Annotated in this window: 17 protein-coding genes; 13 read left to right on the top strand and 4 right to left on the bottom strand. The window is 66.6% G+C overall.

Annotated elements, in window-relative coordinates; translation table 11 throughout:
* Positions 1 to 2 precede the first annotated feature (2 nt).
* The 7 genes from INP52_RS04880 (at position 3) to pcp (ending at position 6,620) form a co-directional block, all read left to right on the top strand.
* Positions 3 to 686: an energy-coupling factor transporter transmembrane component T gene (locus tag INP52_RS04880; RefSeq protein WP_228478428.1), complete on the top strand. Its 684-nt coding sequence runs from the start codon at positions 3 to 5 to the stop codon at positions 684 to 686.
* Positions 683 to 2,080 carry an ABC transporter ATP-binding protein gene (locus INP52_RS04875; RefSeq protein ID WP_228478254.1) on the top strand — a complete coding sequence of 466 codons (1,398 nt, stop codon included), beginning with the start codon at positions 683 to 685 and terminating at the stop codon, positions 2,078 to 2,080. Before INP52_RS04880 ends, INP52_RS04875 begins: the two co-directional genes overlap by 4 nt.
* A 90-nt stretch (positions 2,081 to 2,170) precedes the next feature.
* Positions 2,171 to 2,701 (top strand): MarR family winged helix-turn-helix transcriptional regulator, encoded by a 531-nt coding sequence (locus INP52_RS04870; protein WP_194369548.1) that lies wholly within the window; start codon positions 2,171 to 2,173, stop codon positions 2,699 to 2,701.
* On the top strand, positions 2,682 to 3,911 hold the full coding sequence (locus INP52_RS04865; protein WP_228478253.1) for an MFS transporter: 1,230 nt from the start codon (positions 2,682 to 2,684) through the stop codon (positions 3,909 to 3,911). Before INP52_RS04870 ends, INP52_RS04865 begins: the two co-directional genes overlap by 20 nt.
* Before the next feature lie 307 nt (positions 3,912 to 4,218).
* Positions 4,219 to 4,950, top strand: a complete 732-nt coding sequence (locus INP52_RS04860) for a 5-oxoproline transporter, DUF969 family subunit (RefSeq protein ID WP_194369540.1) — start codon at positions 4,219 to 4,221, stop codon at positions 4,948 to 4,950.
* Positions 4,951 to 5,916: a DUF979 domain-containing protein gene (locus INP52_RS04855; RefSeq protein ID WP_194369539.1), complete on the top strand. Its 966-nt coding sequence runs from the start codon at positions 4,951 to 4,953 to the stop codon at positions 5,914 to 5,916.
* 53 nt (positions 5,917 to 5,969) lie between these two features.
* The gene (gene pcp / locus INP52_RS04850; protein WP_194369537.1) at positions 5,970 to 6,620 is read left to right on the top strand and encodes a pyroglutamyl-peptidase I; all 651 of its coding nucleotides are present in this window, start codon (positions 5,970 to 5,972) and stop codon (positions 6,618 to 6,620) included.
* Positions 6,621 to 6,899: 279 nt separating this feature from the next.
* On the opposite strand, the gene msrA is transcribed toward pcp, so the two are convergent.
* Complete coding sequence (gene msrA / locus INP52_RS04845; protein WP_194369535.1) at positions 6,900 to 7,478, bottom strand: peptide-methionine (S)-S-oxide reductase MsrA; 579 nt, start codon at positions 7,476 to 7,478, stop codon at positions 6,900 to 6,902.
* A 135-nt stretch (positions 7,479 to 7,613) separates the two neighbouring features.
* Between msrA and INP52_RS04840 the strand changes: the two genes are divergently transcribed.
* The gene (locus tag INP52_RS04840) at positions 7,614 to 8,615 is read left to right on the top strand and encodes a bile acid:sodium symporter family protein (RefSeq protein WP_194369533.1); all 1,002 of its coding nucleotides are present in this window, start codon (positions 7,614 to 7,616) and stop codon (positions 8,613 to 8,615) included.
* Here INP52_RS04840 and INP52_RS04835 read toward each other — a convergent pair.
* Both INP52_RS04835 and INP52_RS04830 read right to left on the bottom strand, forming a co-directional pair.
* Complete coding sequence (locus INP52_RS04835) at positions 8,612 to 9,670, bottom strand: NAD(P)H-dependent amine dehydrogenase family protein (protein ID WP_194369531.1); 1,059 nt, start codon at positions 9,668 to 9,670, stop codon at positions 8,612 to 8,614. The two genes, INP52_RS04840 and INP52_RS04835, sit on opposite strands and share 4 nt — an antisense overlap.
* Positions 9,671 to 9,823: 153 nt before the next feature.
* Positions 9,824 to 10,300 (bottom strand): aldo/keto reductase, encoded by a 477-nt coding sequence (locus INP52_RS04830; RefSeq protein WP_194369529.1) that lies wholly within the window; start codon positions 10,298 to 10,300, stop codon positions 9,824 to 9,826.
* Here INP52_RS04830 and INP52_RS04825 point away from each other — a divergent pair.
* Positions 10,299 to 10,844, top strand: coding sequence for a glycerate kinase (locus INP52_RS04825; protein ID WP_228478252.1), 546 nt, complete (start codon positions 10,299 to 10,301; stop codon positions 10,842 to 10,844). The two genes, INP52_RS04830 and INP52_RS04825, sit on opposite strands and share 2 nt — an antisense overlap.
* A 30-nt stretch (positions 10,845 to 10,874) precedes the next feature.
* Complete coding sequence (gene garR / locus INP52_RS04820; protein WP_194369526.1) at positions 10,875 to 11,756, top strand: 2-hydroxy-3-oxopropionate reductase; 882 nt, start codon at positions 10,875 to 10,877, stop codon at positions 11,754 to 11,756.
* A 164-nt stretch (positions 11,757 to 11,920) separates the two neighbouring features.
* Here the strand turns inward: garR and INP52_RS04815 are convergent, their stop codons facing one another.
* Positions 11,921 to 13,219: an L-cysteine desulfidase family protein gene (locus tag INP52_RS04815; RefSeq protein ID WP_228478251.1), complete on the bottom strand. Its 1,299-nt coding sequence runs from the start codon at positions 13,217 to 13,219 to the stop codon at positions 11,921 to 11,923.
* 192 nt (positions 13,220 to 13,411) lie between these two features.
* Between INP52_RS04815 and serC the strand changes: the two genes are divergently transcribed.
* From serC to INP52_RS04800, 3 genes are all read left to right on the top strand, one after another.
* Positions 13,412 to 14,503, top strand: coding sequence for a 3-phosphoserine/phosphohydroxythreonine transaminase (serC, locus tag INP52_RS04810; RefSeq protein ID WP_194369522.1), 1,092 nt, complete (start codon positions 13,412 to 13,414; stop codon positions 14,501 to 14,503).
* A 9-nt stretch (positions 14,504 to 14,512) separates the two neighbouring features.
* Positions 14,513 to 15,685, top strand: coding sequence for a 3-phosphoglycerate dehydrogenase family protein (locus INP52_RS04805; RefSeq protein ID WP_194369520.1), 1,173 nt, complete (start codon positions 14,513 to 14,515; stop codon positions 15,683 to 15,685).
* A 158-nt stretch (positions 15,686 to 15,843) separates the two neighbouring features.
* Positions 15,844 to 17,829 carry an oxidoreductase gene (locus INP52_RS04800; RefSeq protein ID WP_194369518.1) on the top strand — a complete coding sequence of 662 codons (1,986 nt, stop codon included), beginning with the start codon at positions 15,844 to 15,846 and terminating at the stop codon, positions 17,827 to 17,829.
* The last annotated feature ends 52 nt before the right edge of the window (positions 17,830 to 17,881 follow it).

Here is a 17,881-nt window from a genome sequence, read left to right as displayed (position 1 = left end):
GCATGAGACGCAGCCGGCTCGCGCTCGACCCCCGCACGAAGCTCTTCCTCATCGCGGTGACGAGCGTCGTGGTGTTCGTCGCCCCCTACACGGCGTACACGATGGCCCTCATGGGGCTGTACTGCCTGCTCTTCGCCCTGGGGGGCAGGCTCTCCTCGGCGCTCAGGCTCATGGCCTGCTACCTCGCCATCGCGGCGCTCAGGGCCTTCGTCGTGCCCGTGGTCCCCGCGCAGGTGGGCGTCATGCTCTCCGTTATCGGCTACGTGGGCATCGTGTTTCCCTGCGCCATGGCGGCGGCGTTTCTGGTGGACACCACCTCCGTGGGGGAGCTTGCGGCGGCCCTGCGCGCCCTGCGCTCGCCCGAGACGCTGACGGTCGCCCTGGTGGCGACGCTGCGCTTCTTCCCCGCGATAGGCCGGGAGGCGGCTCACGTCCGCGACGCCATGCGCCTGCGCTCCGTCAGGGGCTGGGGACGCAAGCTCGAGTGCCTCTACGTCCCCCTGCTTCTGAGCATAGCCTCCACCGCCACCGACCTGGGGTCCTCCGTCGCGGTGCGCGGCATCGAGAACCCCGGGCCCAGGAGCTCGTGGCACGAGATAGGCATGGGCTCCGCGGACGCCCTCGCGATGGCGGCCTTCTCCGTCGTGCTCGTCCTCGCCGTCGCGTCGAGGGTGGCGGTCGCATGAGCATGATAGAGCTCCGGGAGGTCACCTTCACCTATGCGGGCTCGGGTCACCCGGCACTGCGCGACTGCTCGCTTCGCGTGGAGGAGGGGGAGACGGTGCTGCTCGCCGGCATGAGCGGCTGCGGGAAGTCGACGGTGCTCAACCTGGTCAATGGCCTCTTGTTCCACGGTGGCGAGAACCGCGTGGGAGGTGAGGTTACGGTCGACGGGGCTCCCGTGCGCGCACGGGAGCCGTGGGAGATGGCCTCCCACGTGGGGTCGGTCTTCCAGAACCCCAAGTCGCAGCTCTTCAACCTCGACGTGGCCGACGAGATCGTCTTCGGTCTCGAGAACCTGGGGGCGTCACACGATGCGATGGAGGAGGCGCTCGCGCGCGCCTCCGCGGCATGCGGCGTCGAGGAGCTGCTCGGACGCAGCATCTTCGATCTCTCGGGGGGCGAGAAGCAGCGCGTCGCCTGCGCGAGCGCCTACGCCCTCGACCCCTCGGTCATCGTACTGGACGAGCCGTCGGCGAACCTGGACGAGGCCGGCATCCTCGGCCTGAGGAAGATCCTGAGGACGTGGAGGCTCGCGGGCAAGACGGTGCTCGTCGCGGAGCATCGCCTGTGGTACGCCCTCGACGTGGCCAATCGCGTGCTCTACCTGCGCGGAGGACGCGTCGAGGGGGAGTACGCCCCCGACGCGCTCCTCGCGCTCACGGACGAGGAGCGCGAGGAGCTGGGCCTGCGCCAGGCCTCGCGTCCCGCGCCCCTCGTCGTTTCCGCAGACGAGCCGGCCACGGGCGATGGCCTCTGCGCGCGCGACCTCGCCGCCTCCCACCGGGGGCGCACCGTGTGGTCGGGAGTCACGTTCAAGGCTCCCCGCGGGAGCCTGTGCGCGATAACGGGACCTAATGGCACGGGCAAGTCGACCCTGGCTCGCGCCCTATGCGGCCTGGTGCGCCGCGACGCGGGAACGGTGAGCCTCGACGCCGTCGCGCTCACCCGCCGCCGTCAGCGCGCGTCCTGCTCCCTGGTCATGCAGGACGTGAACGCCCAGCTCTTCGGCGAGAGCGTCCTGGACGAGGTGACGCTGGGCGACGCCTCCCTGGAGGCCCGGGCGCTCTTCGTGCTCGGGGAGCTCGACCTGGGCGACTACCTCGACCGGCATCCCATGAGCCTCTCCGGCGGCCAGCGCCAGCGCCTCGCCGTCGCGGACTGCCTGGCGAGCGACAAGGACGTCCTCGTGCTCGACGAGCCCACGAGCGGCCTGGATATGTTCCACATGCGCGAGATGGGACACCTGCTCAGACGCCTCGCCGATGCGGGGACCTGCGTCATCGTCATTACGCATGACGTGGAGTTCGTCCGCGAGACGCAGGCCGTCGTGCTCCCCTGGGCATGCGACGCCCGATAGCGTGGCGAACGTGGAACCCCCTGAGAGTCCATCCCCCGTTGCAGTAAGTGATTAGTAGCTATACACTTACTGCAAATGAGGGGAGAGCTCATGAGGGAAGAGAGCGAGAACGCGAGCGTGGGCGAGCTGCTGCTCGCTGCCTACGACGGCTTTTACGAGGCCGACGTCCGTGCGCAGGACTTTGGGACGGGGGAGCGCCTGCACCACTCGGAGATCCACCTTCTGCAGGCCGTTGCCGACGCTCCCGGCGCAAGCGTGACGGCGGTCGCACGAGAGCTCGGGATCACACGCGGGGCCGTGTCGCAGACGCTGGCGCGGCTCGAGGAAAAGGGCATGGTGCAGCCGGAGGGCGCGCGAGTCCGCGGCGCATCGCGCCAGCTTGCTCTGACGGGGCTCGGGCAGGTGGCCGTCCGCAACCACAGGGCCCATCACGCGAGCTACGACCTGCTCGCCGAGAGCCTCCTTTGCGACGCGAACGACCACGAGCGGGCCTTCCTCGTTGGCTTTCTCGCCCGCCTTGTTCGGACGCTCGCCGAGGAGGGACGCTGCGCCAAAAGCGACGTGAGAGCCGTGGCGGCGTGCACGGAGAGGGGAGCGCTCAATGCGAGCTCGCAGCGATAGCGACATGGCGGCGGAGGCGCGCGGGCGCTTCGAGCTCACACGACCCCTCGTCGTGCTCATGGCGCTGACCTGCGGGGTCTGCGTCGCGAGCCTCTACTACATCCAGCCCCTCGAGACGGACGTGGCCGCGGAGTTCTCCGTGACGCAGGGCGCCGCCGGGCTCGCCGCCACCTGCGCGCAGGTCGGCTACGCCCTCGGCCTGCTGCTAATCGTGCCCCTCGGCGACATGCTCGAGCGGCGCGCGCTCGTGGGGCGCATGATGCTCGTGTCCGCGGTCGCGCTCGTGTTGGTCGCCTGCGCGCAAAGCTTTCCCGCGCTCCTCGCCTCTCTTCTGGCCGTCGGTGTGGTCTCCATCGTCCCGCAGCTCATAGTCCCCTATGCCGCCCACCTTGCCCCTGAGTCCGAGAGGGGCCGGGTCATAGGCGACGTCATGAGCGGCCTTCTCGTGGGAATCCTCCTCTCGCGCACCTTCTCGGGCCTCTTGGGAAGCGTCCTGGGGTGGCGTCTCGTGTTTGTCGCCGCCGCGGCTCTCGTTGCGGCGCTCTCCTTTGCGATACGATGGTCCCTCCCGGCGGACCGAGGGCAGTCTCGCGTGGGCTACGGTGCGCTCCTACGCTCCCTTCCGGGGCTGGTTCGCAGGTGGAGGCCCCTGCGCGAGAGCGCCTGCAACGGCTTTCTCATGTTTGGGGCGTTCAGCGCCTTCTGGACCTCGCTGTCCTTCTGGCTGAGCTCGCCGACCTTCGGGCTAGGCCCGCGCGAGGCGGGCCTCATGGGCCTCGTGGGGCTTGCGGGCGTCATCGCCGCTCACTTCATCGGCGGCGTCTGCGACCGGCGTGGGGCACGCTTCTCCGTGGGGGTGGGCACCGTGCTCTCGTCAGCCGCCTTTGCCCTGCTCTTCTTGCTCGGTCGCTCCGTGTGGGGCCTCGGCGTGGGCGCCGTCGTTCTCGACCTGGGAAACCAGTTCGGGCAGGTCTCCAACATGGATCGCGTCCAGTCTCTCGGGGACGAGGTGCGCAGCCGCACCAACACGGTATTCATGTTCTCCTACTTCGTCGGGGGCTCACTGGGCTCGTTTTTGGGAGCGACGGCCTTCCAGTCGTTCGGTTGGACGGGCATGTGCGGGGTGGGAGCCGCCTTCATGGCTCTTGCGCTGACGACCCACTTTGTCATCTTCAGAAATCCCGCTCAGGTTACGTCCACGACCCACTAGGCACCTGACAAGTCCCAGCAGAACCTCGTCGACCTTTGCGAGTACGTACGTCTGAGATCGACTTCCCACGATCAACCACACGAGCCTGCCCCTACACACAAAATCGCCTCCCCGAGGCACCGTTCCGTGCGCACAGACAGGCTCGACACGGCCGCTCTTTGTTTCCGTATGCGCAACGACTCGCGCGTCGTACGCCGCGAGGCCGCTCATGAACGAGAATGGAAGCTGCGGATAAGCACCCCTGGAAACAAGAGGGGACCGAGCGCGTACCAGAGGCGCTCGTCTCACGCGACAGCGAGGAGGTTACATGGAACTGATAAAGCTGCTCGGAATCCTGATCGTGGTGGTTGGGTTCGCCCTCAAGTGGGACTCCATCCTCACCATCATGATCGCGGCGGTCGTCACGGCCGTCATAGCGGGGATGGACCCCGTCGCCTTTCTCCAGACCATGGGCAAGGGCTTCGTCTCCAACCGCAACATGCTCATCAGCGTGGTCATCTTCCTGCTGACGGGCACCCTCGAGCGCAACGGCCTCAAGGAGGCTGCCAGGTCGCTCATGGAGCGCGTCAAGAATGCCTCGGCCGGGCTGGTGATGGGTGCCTATGGGGTGTTCCGCGTCATCTTCGCCGCGTTCAACGTGGGCTTTGGGGGCGTCGCGGGCTTCGTGAAGCCCGTCGTCATGCCCATGGCAGAGGCGGCCGACGAGATGGACGGCCGCAGGATCTCCGAGAGGCACCGCGACTCCCTCAAGGGAATGGCGGCCGGCATGGAGAACGTCGCCTGGTTCTTCGGCCAGGTGCTGTTCGTGGGCGGCTCGGGCATGCTGCTCGTCCAGGGGACCATGTCCGACCTCGGCTACGCGGTCGAGCTCCCGCAGCTCGCGGCCATACAGATCCCCGTCGCCGTCGTCGCCGTGGCCGTCACGACCGTCTACTACTTCGTGTTCGATCGCAGGCTCTGCCGCAGGGACGCTGACGAGCTGGCCAAGAAGTCGACTGCGGCCACCGACGTGTCCAGCGCAGGAGGGGGGGCGGAGTAGATGGGACCCGTCGAGTTCATCCAGAGCGCGGACGTCACCTTGTCCGAGAAGCTCCTCGAGGTCGTCTATGTCATCATCGGCCTCGTGTGCATCTACGCCGCCGTCCGCAACCTCCGCGACCGGACCAACGAGAAGCGCGTGGGCACCGCCGTCTTCTGGGGCGTCCTGGGCCTGCTCTTCGTCATCGGCCGCTGGATCCCCTCCGAGCTCGTCGGCGCGCTCGTGATCGTGATGGTGCTCCCCACGATTTTCAGGCAGGTGGGAGCTGGCGTCGACAAGCTCAGGCCGACCGAGGCCGAGACCGCAGGCGGCTTCGAGGCCATCGGCACCAAGATCTTCATCCCGGCCTTCTCCATAGGCGTCGTCGCCCTCGTCTTCGCGCTGTTCACCAAGATCAGCTCGCTCGTGGGCATCACCGTGGGCGTGCTGCTGGGCATGGTCATTCTCGCCGTGCTGCGCCCCAAGAAGAACGGCCCGCGCGTCTTTCTCGAGGACTCGCGCCGCATGCTCGACACCGTGGGCCCGCTCATCATGCTGCCCACGCTCCTGGCCATCCTGGGTGCCACCTTCACGGCGGCCGGCGTGGGCGACGTGATCTCCGAGATCGTGGGGGCTGTGATCCCGCAGGGCAACCTCGTCGTGGGAATCGTGGTCTACTGCCTGGGCATGGCCATCTTCACCGTGATCATGGGCAACGCCTTCGCCGCTATCACGGTCATGACCGTGGGCATCGGGGCGCCGTTCGTGCTCTCCCTGGGTGCGGACCCGACCGTCGTCGGTTCGCTGGCGCTCACCTGCGGGTTCTGCGGCACGCTCATGACGCCCATGGCGGCCAACTTCAACATCGTACCCGTCGCCATCCTGGAGATGGGCGACGAGTACGGCGTCATCAAGAAGCAGGTCGTCCCCGCCCTTATCATGCTCGCGTTCCAGATCGTGATGATGATCGTCCTGGTCGCGCTCTAGTCAGCCCGACGGCTTGACGAAGCGTGTCCGGCGAAATCGAAAGGAGAGCTACCATGGCACGAAAGATTCTGGTGACGGGCTTCGAGCCCTTCGGCGGCGAGACCATGAACCCCGCGTGGGAGGCGGTGCGCGCGCTGCCCGACGCCATCGACGGCGCGCAGGTCGCGAAAGTTGAGATTCCGGTCGTCTTCGGCCGGGCCCCCGAGGCCGTAGAGGCCGCCATCGAGCGGGAGTCCCCGGACCTCGTGCTCTGCGTGGGACAGGCCGGCGGGCGCGCCAAGCTCACGCCCGAGTTCGTGGGCATCAACTGCGCGGACGGCCGCATCCCCGACAACGACGGCTACCAACCCGCCGGCGAGAAGATCGAGCCCGACGGTCCCGACGCCTACTTCGCCACGCTGCCGGTGAAGGCCATGGCGCAGGCGATGAGCGAGGCGGGCGTCCCGGCCGACGTCTCCTACACGGCGGGCACCTACGTGTGTAACGACGTCATGTACGCACTGCTCCACGCCCTGGCGACCCGGCACCCGGGCGTGCGCGGCGGCTTTTTGCACGTGCCCTACGCGACCGAGCAGGCCACGCACCTCCCCGCCGTCACGCCGAGCATGAGCGTCCCCACCATGACCGAGGGGCTGCGCGTGGCCCTGTCCGCGGCGCTCGCGCACGAGGAGGACGTCGCCGTCTCCACGGGCATCACGCACTAACGCCTCAGGCGAGCGGGCGCGGTCGAACAGGCCCCCGCGGCACTTCTCGTCGCTCATGTAGACCTGCCCCGCAGAGAGTCTCCTCAGCTTCTGCGGGGCAGGTCGCGTTCTTTCGCACGCATCCGCCGCATATGCCCCGTGGGGCCCGCCGTGACTCCGCAAGAAGCACCCATGGGGCGCTCGACGCTTTTTCTCACAAGGGGACGCTGCATGTGCCCCGTCCAACAAAGCCGAGAAGACCTCGGCGGGGCACATGCAGCATCTCTGGTAAGGAAGGGACTACGCCTCGTAGTACTCCGGATCGAGGGGAGCTGCCTGGAGTTCGCGCATGGCCGCAGGCGAGATGTGGCAGTAGCCCCCGGGATTCTTGACGAGGTAGTCCTGGTGGCACTCCTCGGCGGGATAGAAGTCGCGCAGCGCCTCGAGCCGTACGCGGAAGCTGTTCGCCCCGTGCTTCGCCTCGGTGCGGGTGCGCTCGATTGTGCCCACGCGCAGGACCTCGCCCCGCGTTGCCTCGTCATCGGCAGGCCAGAAGACGCCGGCCTGGTACTGGCTGCCGCGGTCGTTGCCCTGACGGTCGACGAGCGTAGGGTCGATGACGCGGAAGTAGGCGTAGAGCAGGGCGTCCAGGGAGGTCCGCGCGGGGTCGAAGCTCACCCGGCAGGTCTCGTGGAAGCCGGTCTCGTTCGCGCACACGCTCTCGTAGGTGGCCTCGTCGACTCCGGCCACGCCGTTGCCGTTGGCGTATCCCACGCAGGTCCCCGTGACGCCCGGCATGCCGCGAAACAGCTGCTCGGCTCCCCAGAAGCAGCCTGCCGCGAGGTAGATGGTGGTCTCTCGTTGCTTCAAACCGGCCATGGTCGGCCCCTTTCTCTCTGACGCGCGACGCGCGTGACGCATTGCTGCTCTCTTACCCGTACGGCCGAGCCCGCGCTTCCGAGAATCGCACATGTCGCACGTGTCCTAGTATGGGGGCAGGCGAAGGGAGCGTTCTTGGATAGCTGGAAGCGGTTCGGCGGGCTTATCGGGAGCCACATGGCGATAATCGCCCCCTCGTGCGTGGTGCTCGGGGCGCTCTTCCCGAGTCAGCTGAGCATTCTCAAGCCCTGGGTGACGCTCCTGTTCGCGTTCATGACGTTCCAGGGCGCACTCTCCAACACGTTCGGCAACCTCCTCAGGACGCTGCGCCATCCCACCCAGATGCTCGCGGCGCTCTTCGTGTCCGCAGTCGTCATGCCCGCGCTTGCGTTTCTCCTCGCCTCGCTGTTCTTCTCGGCGAGCCCCAACCTCGTCTGCGGGATCGTGCTGGAGTACAGCGTGCCCGTCGCGGTGGTCTCGAGCATGTGGATAGCCATGCTGGGCGGCGACCCCTCCCTTGGGCTCGCCACGATACTTGTCTCGACGACGCTCGCGCCGCTCACGATCCCCCTCACCCTCCACGTGCTTCTCGGCCAGGAGGTGGAGGTCGACGCCGCGCGCATGATGGGCGAGATGACCGTCTCCATAGCCCTTCCGGCGCTTCTGGGGACCACCTTCAACGAGGTCTCGCGCGGGCGAGCGGCCCACGAGCTTTCGCCCGTCATGGCACCGGCGGCAAAGCTGGTGCTCGTCCTCGTCATCCTGACCAACTCAACGGGCGTGGCTCCCTACATGTGCGCCCTCACCCCCACGCTCGCCGCGGTGACGGTCTTTATCGGGCTCTTCTCAACCCTGGGATATGCACTCGGCCTCGTGGCCGAGCGCCTCACCCACGCGAACCACGCCCAGAGGGTGGCGCTGACCTATCTGTGCGGTTTGCGCAACATATCTGCCGGGGCCGTCATCGCCGGCGAGTACTTTCCGGGCGAGGTGATGTTTCCCGTGGTGATTGGCACCCTCTTCCAGCAGGTCGTCGCCTCGCTCTTTGGCTTCGCGCTCAGGTGCTCCAAGACAAAAGGACGCGCGGAGCACGAGGCTCCACGCGTCCAACCGTCAGCTAGACACTCCGTGCGCTAGCAGCAGCCGCAGTCGCAGCCTGAGTCCTCCTCGATCGCGAGGGGCTGCGTGAGGTAGCGCAGGGGCTCGAGCTCGTCGAAGGTGTGGTAGCCCGCAGGCGCCGCGAGCACGGTGGGGATGCGCTGCACGACCGTGGCACAGGTGTGCTCGACGGTCGCGGGCTTATCCACGTGGAAGGTCGTGTCGGGCTCGCCGGAGATCCTCCAGTCGCAGAGGTCGCCGTCGTCTGGGCCGTAGACCTTGCCGATCTGCGAGGTCACGATGTCGATGCCCTGGTAGGTCTTCGTGGTGACGCGCGTGTTCATGCCCAGGACCCGCCCGGCGGCGATGGTTGCTCCCATGGTCTCGGAGTAGGTGTCCTTCTCGGCGAGGTAGGGGACGTTCTCCTGGACGATCTCGGAGATCGTGAGGCCCAGAAGCTGTGCCAGGGCCTCGTTTGAGTTCCACACGTAGGAGGGGACGACTTCGTCCGGGTGGGCGAGGGTATTCTCGAACTCGTCGGGCGTGAGGCCGACGCCGTGCGCCTTGGCCAGGGCCAGGCCGTACTCCTCGACGTTGTAGGAGACGGCACCCTCGATCTTGTCGATGCGGTTGACGGCCCCGGCGAGAAGCCCCACGACGTGCACCCAGAAGACGTCCTCCATGCCCGCGCCGATCATGGTGGCACCTGTCTCCCGGGCGATGGCGTCGAGGCGGTTGGTCACGGCCGAGGAGGTGGTCCACGGGAAGGTGGCCTCCTCGCAGGTGGTTATGACGCTGATGCCGCGGGCGACGCACTGCTCGGCCATGGGCTCAATGTCATCCATGAGGCTGAAGAGCTCGAGGATCGCGACGTCCGGGGCGCTCTCGTCGAGCACCTGCTCCGCGTCGGCGGAGATCTTGACGCCGAGCTTCACGGGCAGGCCTGCGAACTCTCCCGCGTCCACGCCCACGACGTCCGGATTGGTGTCTATGGCGCCGACGAGCTGCGCGCCGTGCTCGTGCAGGTAGCGAATCGTGTACTTTGCCATCTTGCCGCAGCCGTACTGAACCACCCTGATAGGCCTGCGTCCCATGTCGTGCTCCCTTCGTCGTGTGCCAAAGTGCGCGCCCACGTTCTCGACGCGACACATGCTTATGAGCCCTGTATACCCAAAGGACAGCTTCAGGGGGCGTAGCGCTCGACGTGCGGGCTCACTAGGATCGCAAACGTGGTTTTAGGAGCACCATCACTGGATGTCGAGGGGGACCTTACGGCTCGGTGCGGGCCAGGCCTTGTCAATGAGCGCGAGGTCCTCGGTATCAAGCTGGATGTTTGCCGCTGCCGCGTTCTCGCGTGCGTGCTCAGGCGTGCAGCTCTTGGGAATGGCGACGGTATGTCCGTCGCGCACGTCCCAGGCGAGAATGACCTGGGGCACGGTGGCTTCATGCCGCTGTGCCACCGCGGTGAGCTCCGGGCTCGAGAAGAGGCCGCGACGAAGCGACCCCGCCTGCGCGAGGGGGCAGTACGCCATGAGAGCCACGTCGTGGCTGCGCATCCAGGGAAGCAGGTTAAATTCGATGCCGCGCGAGGCGGGGTGGTAGAGCACCTGGTTCACCTGGCAGTGTTGGCCGTCGGGTATGCGCCAGAGCTCCTCCATGTCGTCCACGTCGAAGTTGGAGACGCCCCATGCGCCGATCTTGCCGTGCTCGACGAGCTCCTCCATGCAGGCGACGGTCTACGTCTACGGGCCCCAGAAGGGCTTCGGACAGGGTGAGCTCAAGGAGCTCGACAACTGGATGGCCAGCTACGCCCGTATAGTAGAGCAGACCATCGGACGAGACGTCGCCTCCCTTCCGGGGTCGGGCGCAGCGGGCGGCCTCGGTGCCGCGCTTGCCGCCTTCTGTGACGCCCGAATCGTGCAAGGAGCGGACTTCGTGCTCGACGCCATTGGCCTTGCTCGGTCCATGGGTGATGCAGACCTCGTCATCACCGGGGAGGGTCGTATGGACGCGCAATCCTCCTTTGGCAAGGCTCCCGTGGGCGTTGCGCGTCTCGCCAAGCTCTACGGTGTCCCTGTGGTGGCCGTCGTGGGCAGCCGTGCGGATGACGTGGGCGCGGTCTACGAGGCCGGAATCGATCTTGTGGTTCCCTCCCTGACGGAGCCCTGTTCGCTTGACGAGTGCATCGCGCGAGTGAACAAAAGCCTGCCCATAGCGGGCGAGACGGCAATCCGGGCGTTTCTCTTGGGATGCCCCGATCCTGCATAGTCACTAAACGTTCGAGTAAAAGGAGACAGCATGAACGTTGGTTTCATCGGTCTTGGCATCATGGGCAAGCCCATGTCCCTGAACGTCCAGAAGGCCGGCAACACGGTCTACGCCTACGATTACCACATGGAGCGCGCCGAGGAGCTCATCGCCGCGGGCGGAGTTACCTGCAGCAGCGGCAAGGAGGTCGCCGAGCGCGCGGACGTCATCATCACCATGCTCCAGAACTCACCCAACGTCGAGGGTGCTCTGTTTGACGAGGGCGGTGTGGCGGAGGGCCTCAGTGCCGGCAAGGCCGTCATCGACATGAGCTCCATCGCGCCCCTCGCCAGCCGCGACTTCGCCGAGCGTCTCGAGAAGCTCGGCGTCGACTTTCTCGACGCTCCTGTTTCCGGTGGCGAGCCCAAGGCCATCGACGGCACCATCGCCGTCATGGTGGGTGGCAAGCCGGAGGTCTTTGCCAAGTACGAGGAGCTTCTCAAGACGATGTCCTCCACCGTCACCCTCGTGGGGGGCGTGGGCGCGGGCAACATCACCAAGCTCGCCAACCAGATGATCGTCGCCATCAACATCGCGGCCATCTCCGAGGCCTACTCGCTCGCCAAGAAGGCCGGCGTGGACCCCGAGAACGTCTATCAGGCCATTCGCAGCGGCCTCGCGGGCTCTACGGTCATGGACCAGAAGTCCGAGAAGATCTTCAAGGGAGACTTCACCCCGGGCTTTCGCATCGAGCTCCACATCAAGGACCTCCAGAATGCCCTCGACACCTCTCACGGCGTCAACGTGAGCGCGCCGTTCACGTCGCTTGCCATGGAGGTCATGCAGTCCCTCAAGGTCAACGGCCACGCGAAGGACGACCACTCCGGCATCGCCGAGTGGTACGAGATGGTCAACAACTTCAAGTTGCAGTAGTTGAGCGAGTCGCCGCGAGAGATGAAAACTCTCGCGGCGACTCGCTAAATCAGGCGGTATGGCGAGACCGTCCGAGACTCTTTGTCGCTCACTTCTAAAGTTCGCGCACGGCACCTATGCCTATCTCAAGACACCCATGTGGTGGATGAGCATACTCATCGCCGCTAAACGCCCGCCTTCTCGCGCATGATCGACAGAATCTCGTGGTCGGTCTCGCTCATGCCGGGGCTGCTAATGCGTGCGATGTTGCGGATGCAGTCCTCGGGTGTCTCGGCGCAGACTCCGTCCGTCGCGCGCAGGCTCACGCCGTTCACGGCAAGGAGCGCGCTCGTGAGGGCCGCCGACGTCGCCGCGCTCAGCTTGAGAGCACAACCGACCTTGCCACCGTCGCAGATCATGCCGGTGATGGTACCGGTCATGTTGCGAATCGCCCACCCGATCTGCTCGTCCGTTCCGCCCAGAAGCCAGGTTATAGCGGCGCTCGCCGCGGTCGAGGAGGCCGTGGCGCAGGCGCAGATCGCAGAGAGCTTCCCGATGCGAGCGTTTATGTACTCGTTCATCAGGTGGGCGAAGGCCAGGGCCCGCACAGTTGTCTCGCGATCGGAGCCCAGGGCGCGAGCGACCTGCGCCACGGGCAGGGTGACCGCAATGCCCTTGCTCCCGCTTCCCGCGCTGCTCATCGTCGCCCGAGGGCAGCCCTCCAGCCGCGCCTCGGTCGCGGCGGCCACCTGCAGCGTGATCTGGGCCATGAGGCCGTCTCCGAGCAATTGCTCCCGCAGGTCGCTCTGGAGCGCGCCCGCGATGCCGATTCCTGGATCTCTCTCGACGCCGTAGGCGGCAAGCTCCTCGTTCATCTCAACGCCGTCGATCATGAAGGCAAGCTCATCCTCGCTGGCCGAAGATGCCAGCGCTCTGATCTGAGAGACGCTCATCTCCTTGAGCCTCTCGACGAGAGGGTCCTGGGCAGCATTTGCTGCCTCGCGGCCACCCCCTTTTTGATGAAGTATCGTCCCGTTGGCCTGGGTCAGCACGATGTTGGTGTGCGAGCCACGGATGAGGCTCTCTCCCTCGCCGGTAGAGGTCGTAACCTTGGCACGGACGTAAAGGCCCTCCTCTTCGTCGGCGACTCTTATGGCGACGCGTCCCGCATCGACACACCCTCGCGCCGCATCGGCCCTGTCTGGTGTGATGGCTCCCATGATTTGCAGGCCTAGGCCAGGATCGGCTATGAGCGCGCCCAGCGCGGCCGCGTATTCCAGTCCCACGCGGTCGAAGCCGGCGATTCCCACGGACATGCCGTTCTTGTAGATGTTGGGACCCACCTCGACTTCTATTCGGCTGACAATCCCACCCGCGGCACGCGCCGCGTCCGCGCAGGCCATGGCCACGCTCACGGGCTCGGTGCACCCCAGGGCCGGGGTCACGTCTTGATGGAGGAGGTCGAGCATCTCGGTCTTGGTCATCATTGGTCCTGCGCCCCCCGAAGTAGCGTCTGCGTCCTGCTCAGGGTATCAGGAACGCCACGGACGCGGCGTCTAACCAGCAACGTCATAAAGAGCTTTCTCAATCGAAACAGTCCTGACATATTCAGAGCTCCCTCCGACCTATGATAGTTCGAACGGAAATCGTTCCGTTACGATGCATTGGAGGGCGACATGGCACGTGTGTACAACTTCTCCGCCGGTCCTGCCGTACTTCCCGAGGAGGTCCTCGAGAAGGCCGCAGACGAGATGCTCGACTATGCCGGGTGCGGCATGAGCGTCATGGAGATGAGTCACCGATCGTCCGCCTTCAAGGACATCATCGAGTCTGCCGAAGCTGACCTGCGCGACCTCATGGACATCCCCGATAGCTACAAGGTCCTCTTCCTGCAGGGCGGGGACTCGCTGATCTTCGCGTCCCTCTTCATGAACCTGGCGACCAACGGCAAGGCAGACTACGTCCTCACGGGCAACTGGTCCAAGAAGGCCTACGCCGAGGCGCAGATCCTGGGCGACCCCAAGGTGCTCGCCAGCTCCGCAGACAAGAACTTCACCTACATCCCCGACTGCTCCGATCTCCCCGTCCGCGATGACGCGAGCTTCGTCTACATCTGCGAGAACAACACGATCTACGGCACGACCTACCCCGAGCTGCCCGACACGAAGGGGCACCCCCTCGTGGCCGACCAGAGCTCGATGTTTCTCTCCAAGCCCGTCGACGTCACCCGCTACGGCCTCATCCATGCCGGCGCACAGAAGAACGTGGGCCCCGCCGGCGTCCAGATCGTGATCGTGCGCGAGGACCTCGTCCCCGACGACCTGCCGGGCGTCCCCACGATGCTCCGCTTCAAGACCCAGGCCGACGCCGGCTCGCTCTACAACACGCCCAACTGCTGGGGCATCTACGTCTGCGGCCTCGTCTTCAAGTGGATTCGCGAGCGTGGCGGGCTCGTGGCCCTGGAGGAGGCCAACGCCGAGAAGGCAGGCGTGCTCTACGACTTCCTCGACGCCTCCGCGCTCTTCTCGTCGCCGGTGAACCCGCGCGACCGCTCGCTCATGAACGTGCCGTTCGTGACCGGGGACAGCGCGCTCGACGCCGCGTTCGTCAGCCAGGCCGCCGCCCAGGGCCTCGTGAACCTCAAGGGACACCGCAGCGTGGGCGGCATGCGTGCCTCGCTCTACAATGCCATGCCGCGCGAGGGTGTCGAGGCGCTCGTTAGCTTCATGAAGGACTTCGAGGCGCGCCACGCACGTGACGCGCGCTAGGGGAGAGCCATGTATCGTATTCACTGCATGAACAACATCGCCCGCGTGGGCACCGAGCGCCTCGGGGCGGGATACTCCTTCGTCGACGAGGCCGACCAGGCGGACGCCTGGGTGGTGCGCAGCGCCAACCTCCACGAGCTCGCGCTCCCCGAGGGGCTCCTCGCCATCGCGCGGGCCGGCGCCGGCGTCAACAACATCCCGCTCGACGCCTGCGCCGCGCGCGGCATCGTGGTCTTCAACACGCCCGGCGCCAACGCCAACGCCGTCAAGGAGCTCGTCATCTGCGGCATGCTCCTGTCCTGCCGTGACATTCTTGGCGGGGCGGTCTGGGTCCAGGAGAACGCCGACGACCCCGAGGTGTCCAAGCGCGCCGAGAAGGCCAAGAAGCAGTTCGGAGGCCGCGAGCTCGCGGGCAAGACCGTGGGTGTCATCGGACTCGGCGCAATCGGCGCGGCCGTGGCCAACGCGGTCATCGACCTGGGCGCCGAGGTCATGGGCTACGACCCATTCCTCTCGCTCGACAGCGCCTGGGGCCTCGACCGCAGAATCGAGCATGTCACGAACCTGGACGCCCTCCTCTCCAAGAGCGACTTCGTGACGATCCACGTACCGGTGACGAACGTCACGCGAGGCATGCTCGGTGCCGACCAGATCGCCCTGATGAAGCCGGGCGCCGTGCTGCTCAACTTCGCGCGCGACGCGCTCGTGGACGAGCAGGCGCTCGCCGAGGCCCTCGGCGACGGTCGCGTGGCCCGCTACGTCAGCGACTTCGCCAACCCCGCAAGCGCCAACATGAAGAACGCCCTCGTCCTGCCGCACCTGGGTGCCTCCACGGGCGAGGCGGAGGACAACTGCGCCGTCATGGCCGCGACCGAGCTGCGTGATTACCTCGAGAACGGCAACATCGTGAACTCGGTGAACTACGGCCGGGTCGACCTGGGCCCGCTCGAGACCGGCGAGAGGGTCGCCCTGTTCCACGAGAACTCCCAGGGCGTCATCGGCGAGGTTACGCACGCAGTGGCCGCGCGCGGCCTCAACATCGAGAACATGAGCAACGTGAGCCGGGGCCCCAACGCCTACACGCTGCTCGAGGTCACCGGCAGCGTGGACGAGGACGTCATCGGCGAGCTCCGCGCGCTCGGCTCGATCAGGCGGGCGCGCGTGCTTCACGCCACGAAGTAGGCGAGGCGCGGTAGGGCACCGCTCGCATGGCGGCACCCTACCGCTCGTCCATCACTTCTCCAAGGTTTCTCGCGGATGCATAGAGTGGGGATAGATCGCGGCCGGACACGCGAATGTGGCCGGCCGCAGAGGCTCACGTGCCGATTGGAGAGGTCAGCATGAAGAATCCCTACCAGAAGCTCTTTCAGCCCATCACCATCAACAAGCTCAGGGTCAAGAACCGCATCTCGCTGGCGCCGCTCGGCATGGTGTGCATGTCCGACCCCCGCGGCGGCTTCACCCAGGAGGCGCAGGACTACTACGTCGAGCGCGCCCGTGGCGGCACGGGGCTGGTCATGAGCGGCGTCACCTTGGCCAACTACGACGAGATGCACGACTTCTCCGTCCCGTGCGCGTCCTATGACCCGGTCTGGTTCGCCAAGACCACGCGTCCCATGAACGAGCGCATCCACGCGTTCGGCGCGGTCATGTTCCTGCAGATCTCCGCCGGCTTCGGGCGCGCCGTGATGCCGCCCATGGCCAAGAAGCTCTACGCACCCTCCGACCAGGAGAACCGCTGGGACCCCAGCCTGCACCAGAGGGCCATGAGCGTCGACGAGATCCACAAGCTCGAGCACGACATGATCGCCTGCGCGGCGAGCGCCCGCCACGCCGGATTCGACGGCGTCGAGATCCACGCGGTCCACGAGGGCTACCTGCTCGACCAGTTCGCCATCGCGCTTTACAACCACCGCGACGACGAGTACGGCGGAAGCCTCGAGAACCGCCTGCGCCCCGCCGTCAACATCGTGCGCGGCATCAAGGAGGCCTGCGGCGAGGACTATCCCGTCTCCTTGCGCTACAGCCTCAAGAGCTTCGTCAAGGCGATTCGCCAGGGCGCCCTTCCCGGCGAGGAGTTCGAGGAGCAGGGCAAGGACGTCGAGGAGGGCCTCGAGGCGGCGCGCATCCTCGAGCGGGCAGGCTATGACATGTTCAACGTGGACGCGGGCACCTACGACTCCTGGTACTGGAACCACCCGCCCATGTACTTCGAGCCGGGCATGTACCGCGAGTTCGGGCGCCTCATGAAAAAGACCGTGTCGGTCCCCGTCATCCTCGCGGGTCGCATGGACGACCCCCAGATGGCCTGCGAGAGCCTCGGGCGAGACTGCGATCTCATCGGCCTGGGCCGGCCCCTTCTCGCCGACGCCTTCTGGCCCAACAAGGTTCAGACCGGAGACGTCGAGGACATCCGTCCCTGTCTCTCCTGCCAGCAGGGATGCCTCGCGCGGCTCGCGGAGGGGCTGCCCCTGTCCTGCGCCGTGAACCCCGCCTGCGGCCGCGAGCGCGACTTCGCCCTAGTCCCCACCGCCACGCCCAAGCGCGTCCTGGTGGTGGGCGGCGGCCTCGCCGGCATGGAGGCGGCCCGCGTGTGCGCCATCCGTGGGCACGAGGTCGAGCTCTGGGAGCGCTCGGAAAGCCTCGGCGGAGAGATCAGACTCGGTGACGTCCCCGACTTCAAGGCCGACGACCGCGCGCTTCTCGCCTGGTACGAGCGGCAGATGCAGGCCGAGCCCATCGAGCTCAAGATGGGCGTGGAGGCCACCAAGGAATCCGTCGAGGCCTCAGGCGCCCAGGTCGTGATCGTGGCCACCGGGGCCACGCCCGTGCGCCTCGACCTCGGCGAGAAGAACCACGTCTGCCTGGCCGATGACATCCTGGCGGGCACCCAGGAGGCGGGCCATGAGGTCATCGTCGTGGGCGGCGGGCTGGTGGGCTGCGAGACGGGCCTGTGGCTCGCCCAGCAGGGCCACCACGTCTCAATCGTCGAGGCCCAGGACAAGATCCTCTCCGCCGGCGAGGGCATGTGCTTCGCCAACTACGACATGCTCAAAGACGAGCTCGCCTTCAACGGCGTCCACGTCTACGAAGGGTCTCGGGTTGCGGCCGTCGACGATGCGAGCGTGAGGGTGGACACCCCGGCAGGCGACAAGGACCTCCCCGCCGACACCGTCATGGTCTCCGTGGGGTACCGCTCCGACACGGCCCTCTACGAGAGCCTCGAGGGCGGCTCCCAGCTCGTCTACAACATCGGTGACTCGCGCCACGTCCACAACATCATGCAGGCCATTTGGGACGGCTACCAGCTGGCCATGGACCTGTAGGCAGACGGAGAGCCAGACAGAGGGGGCGGGCCGTTTTCAGCGGCCCGCCCCC

The sequence above is a fragment of the Thermophilibacter immobilis genome, from assembly GCF_015277515.1.
Lineage (GTDB): Bacteria > Actinomycetota > Coriobacteriia > Coriobacteriales > Atopobiaceae > Thermophilibacter > Thermophilibacter immobilis.
This window is presented reverse-complemented; position numbering and strand designations above follow the sequence as displayed.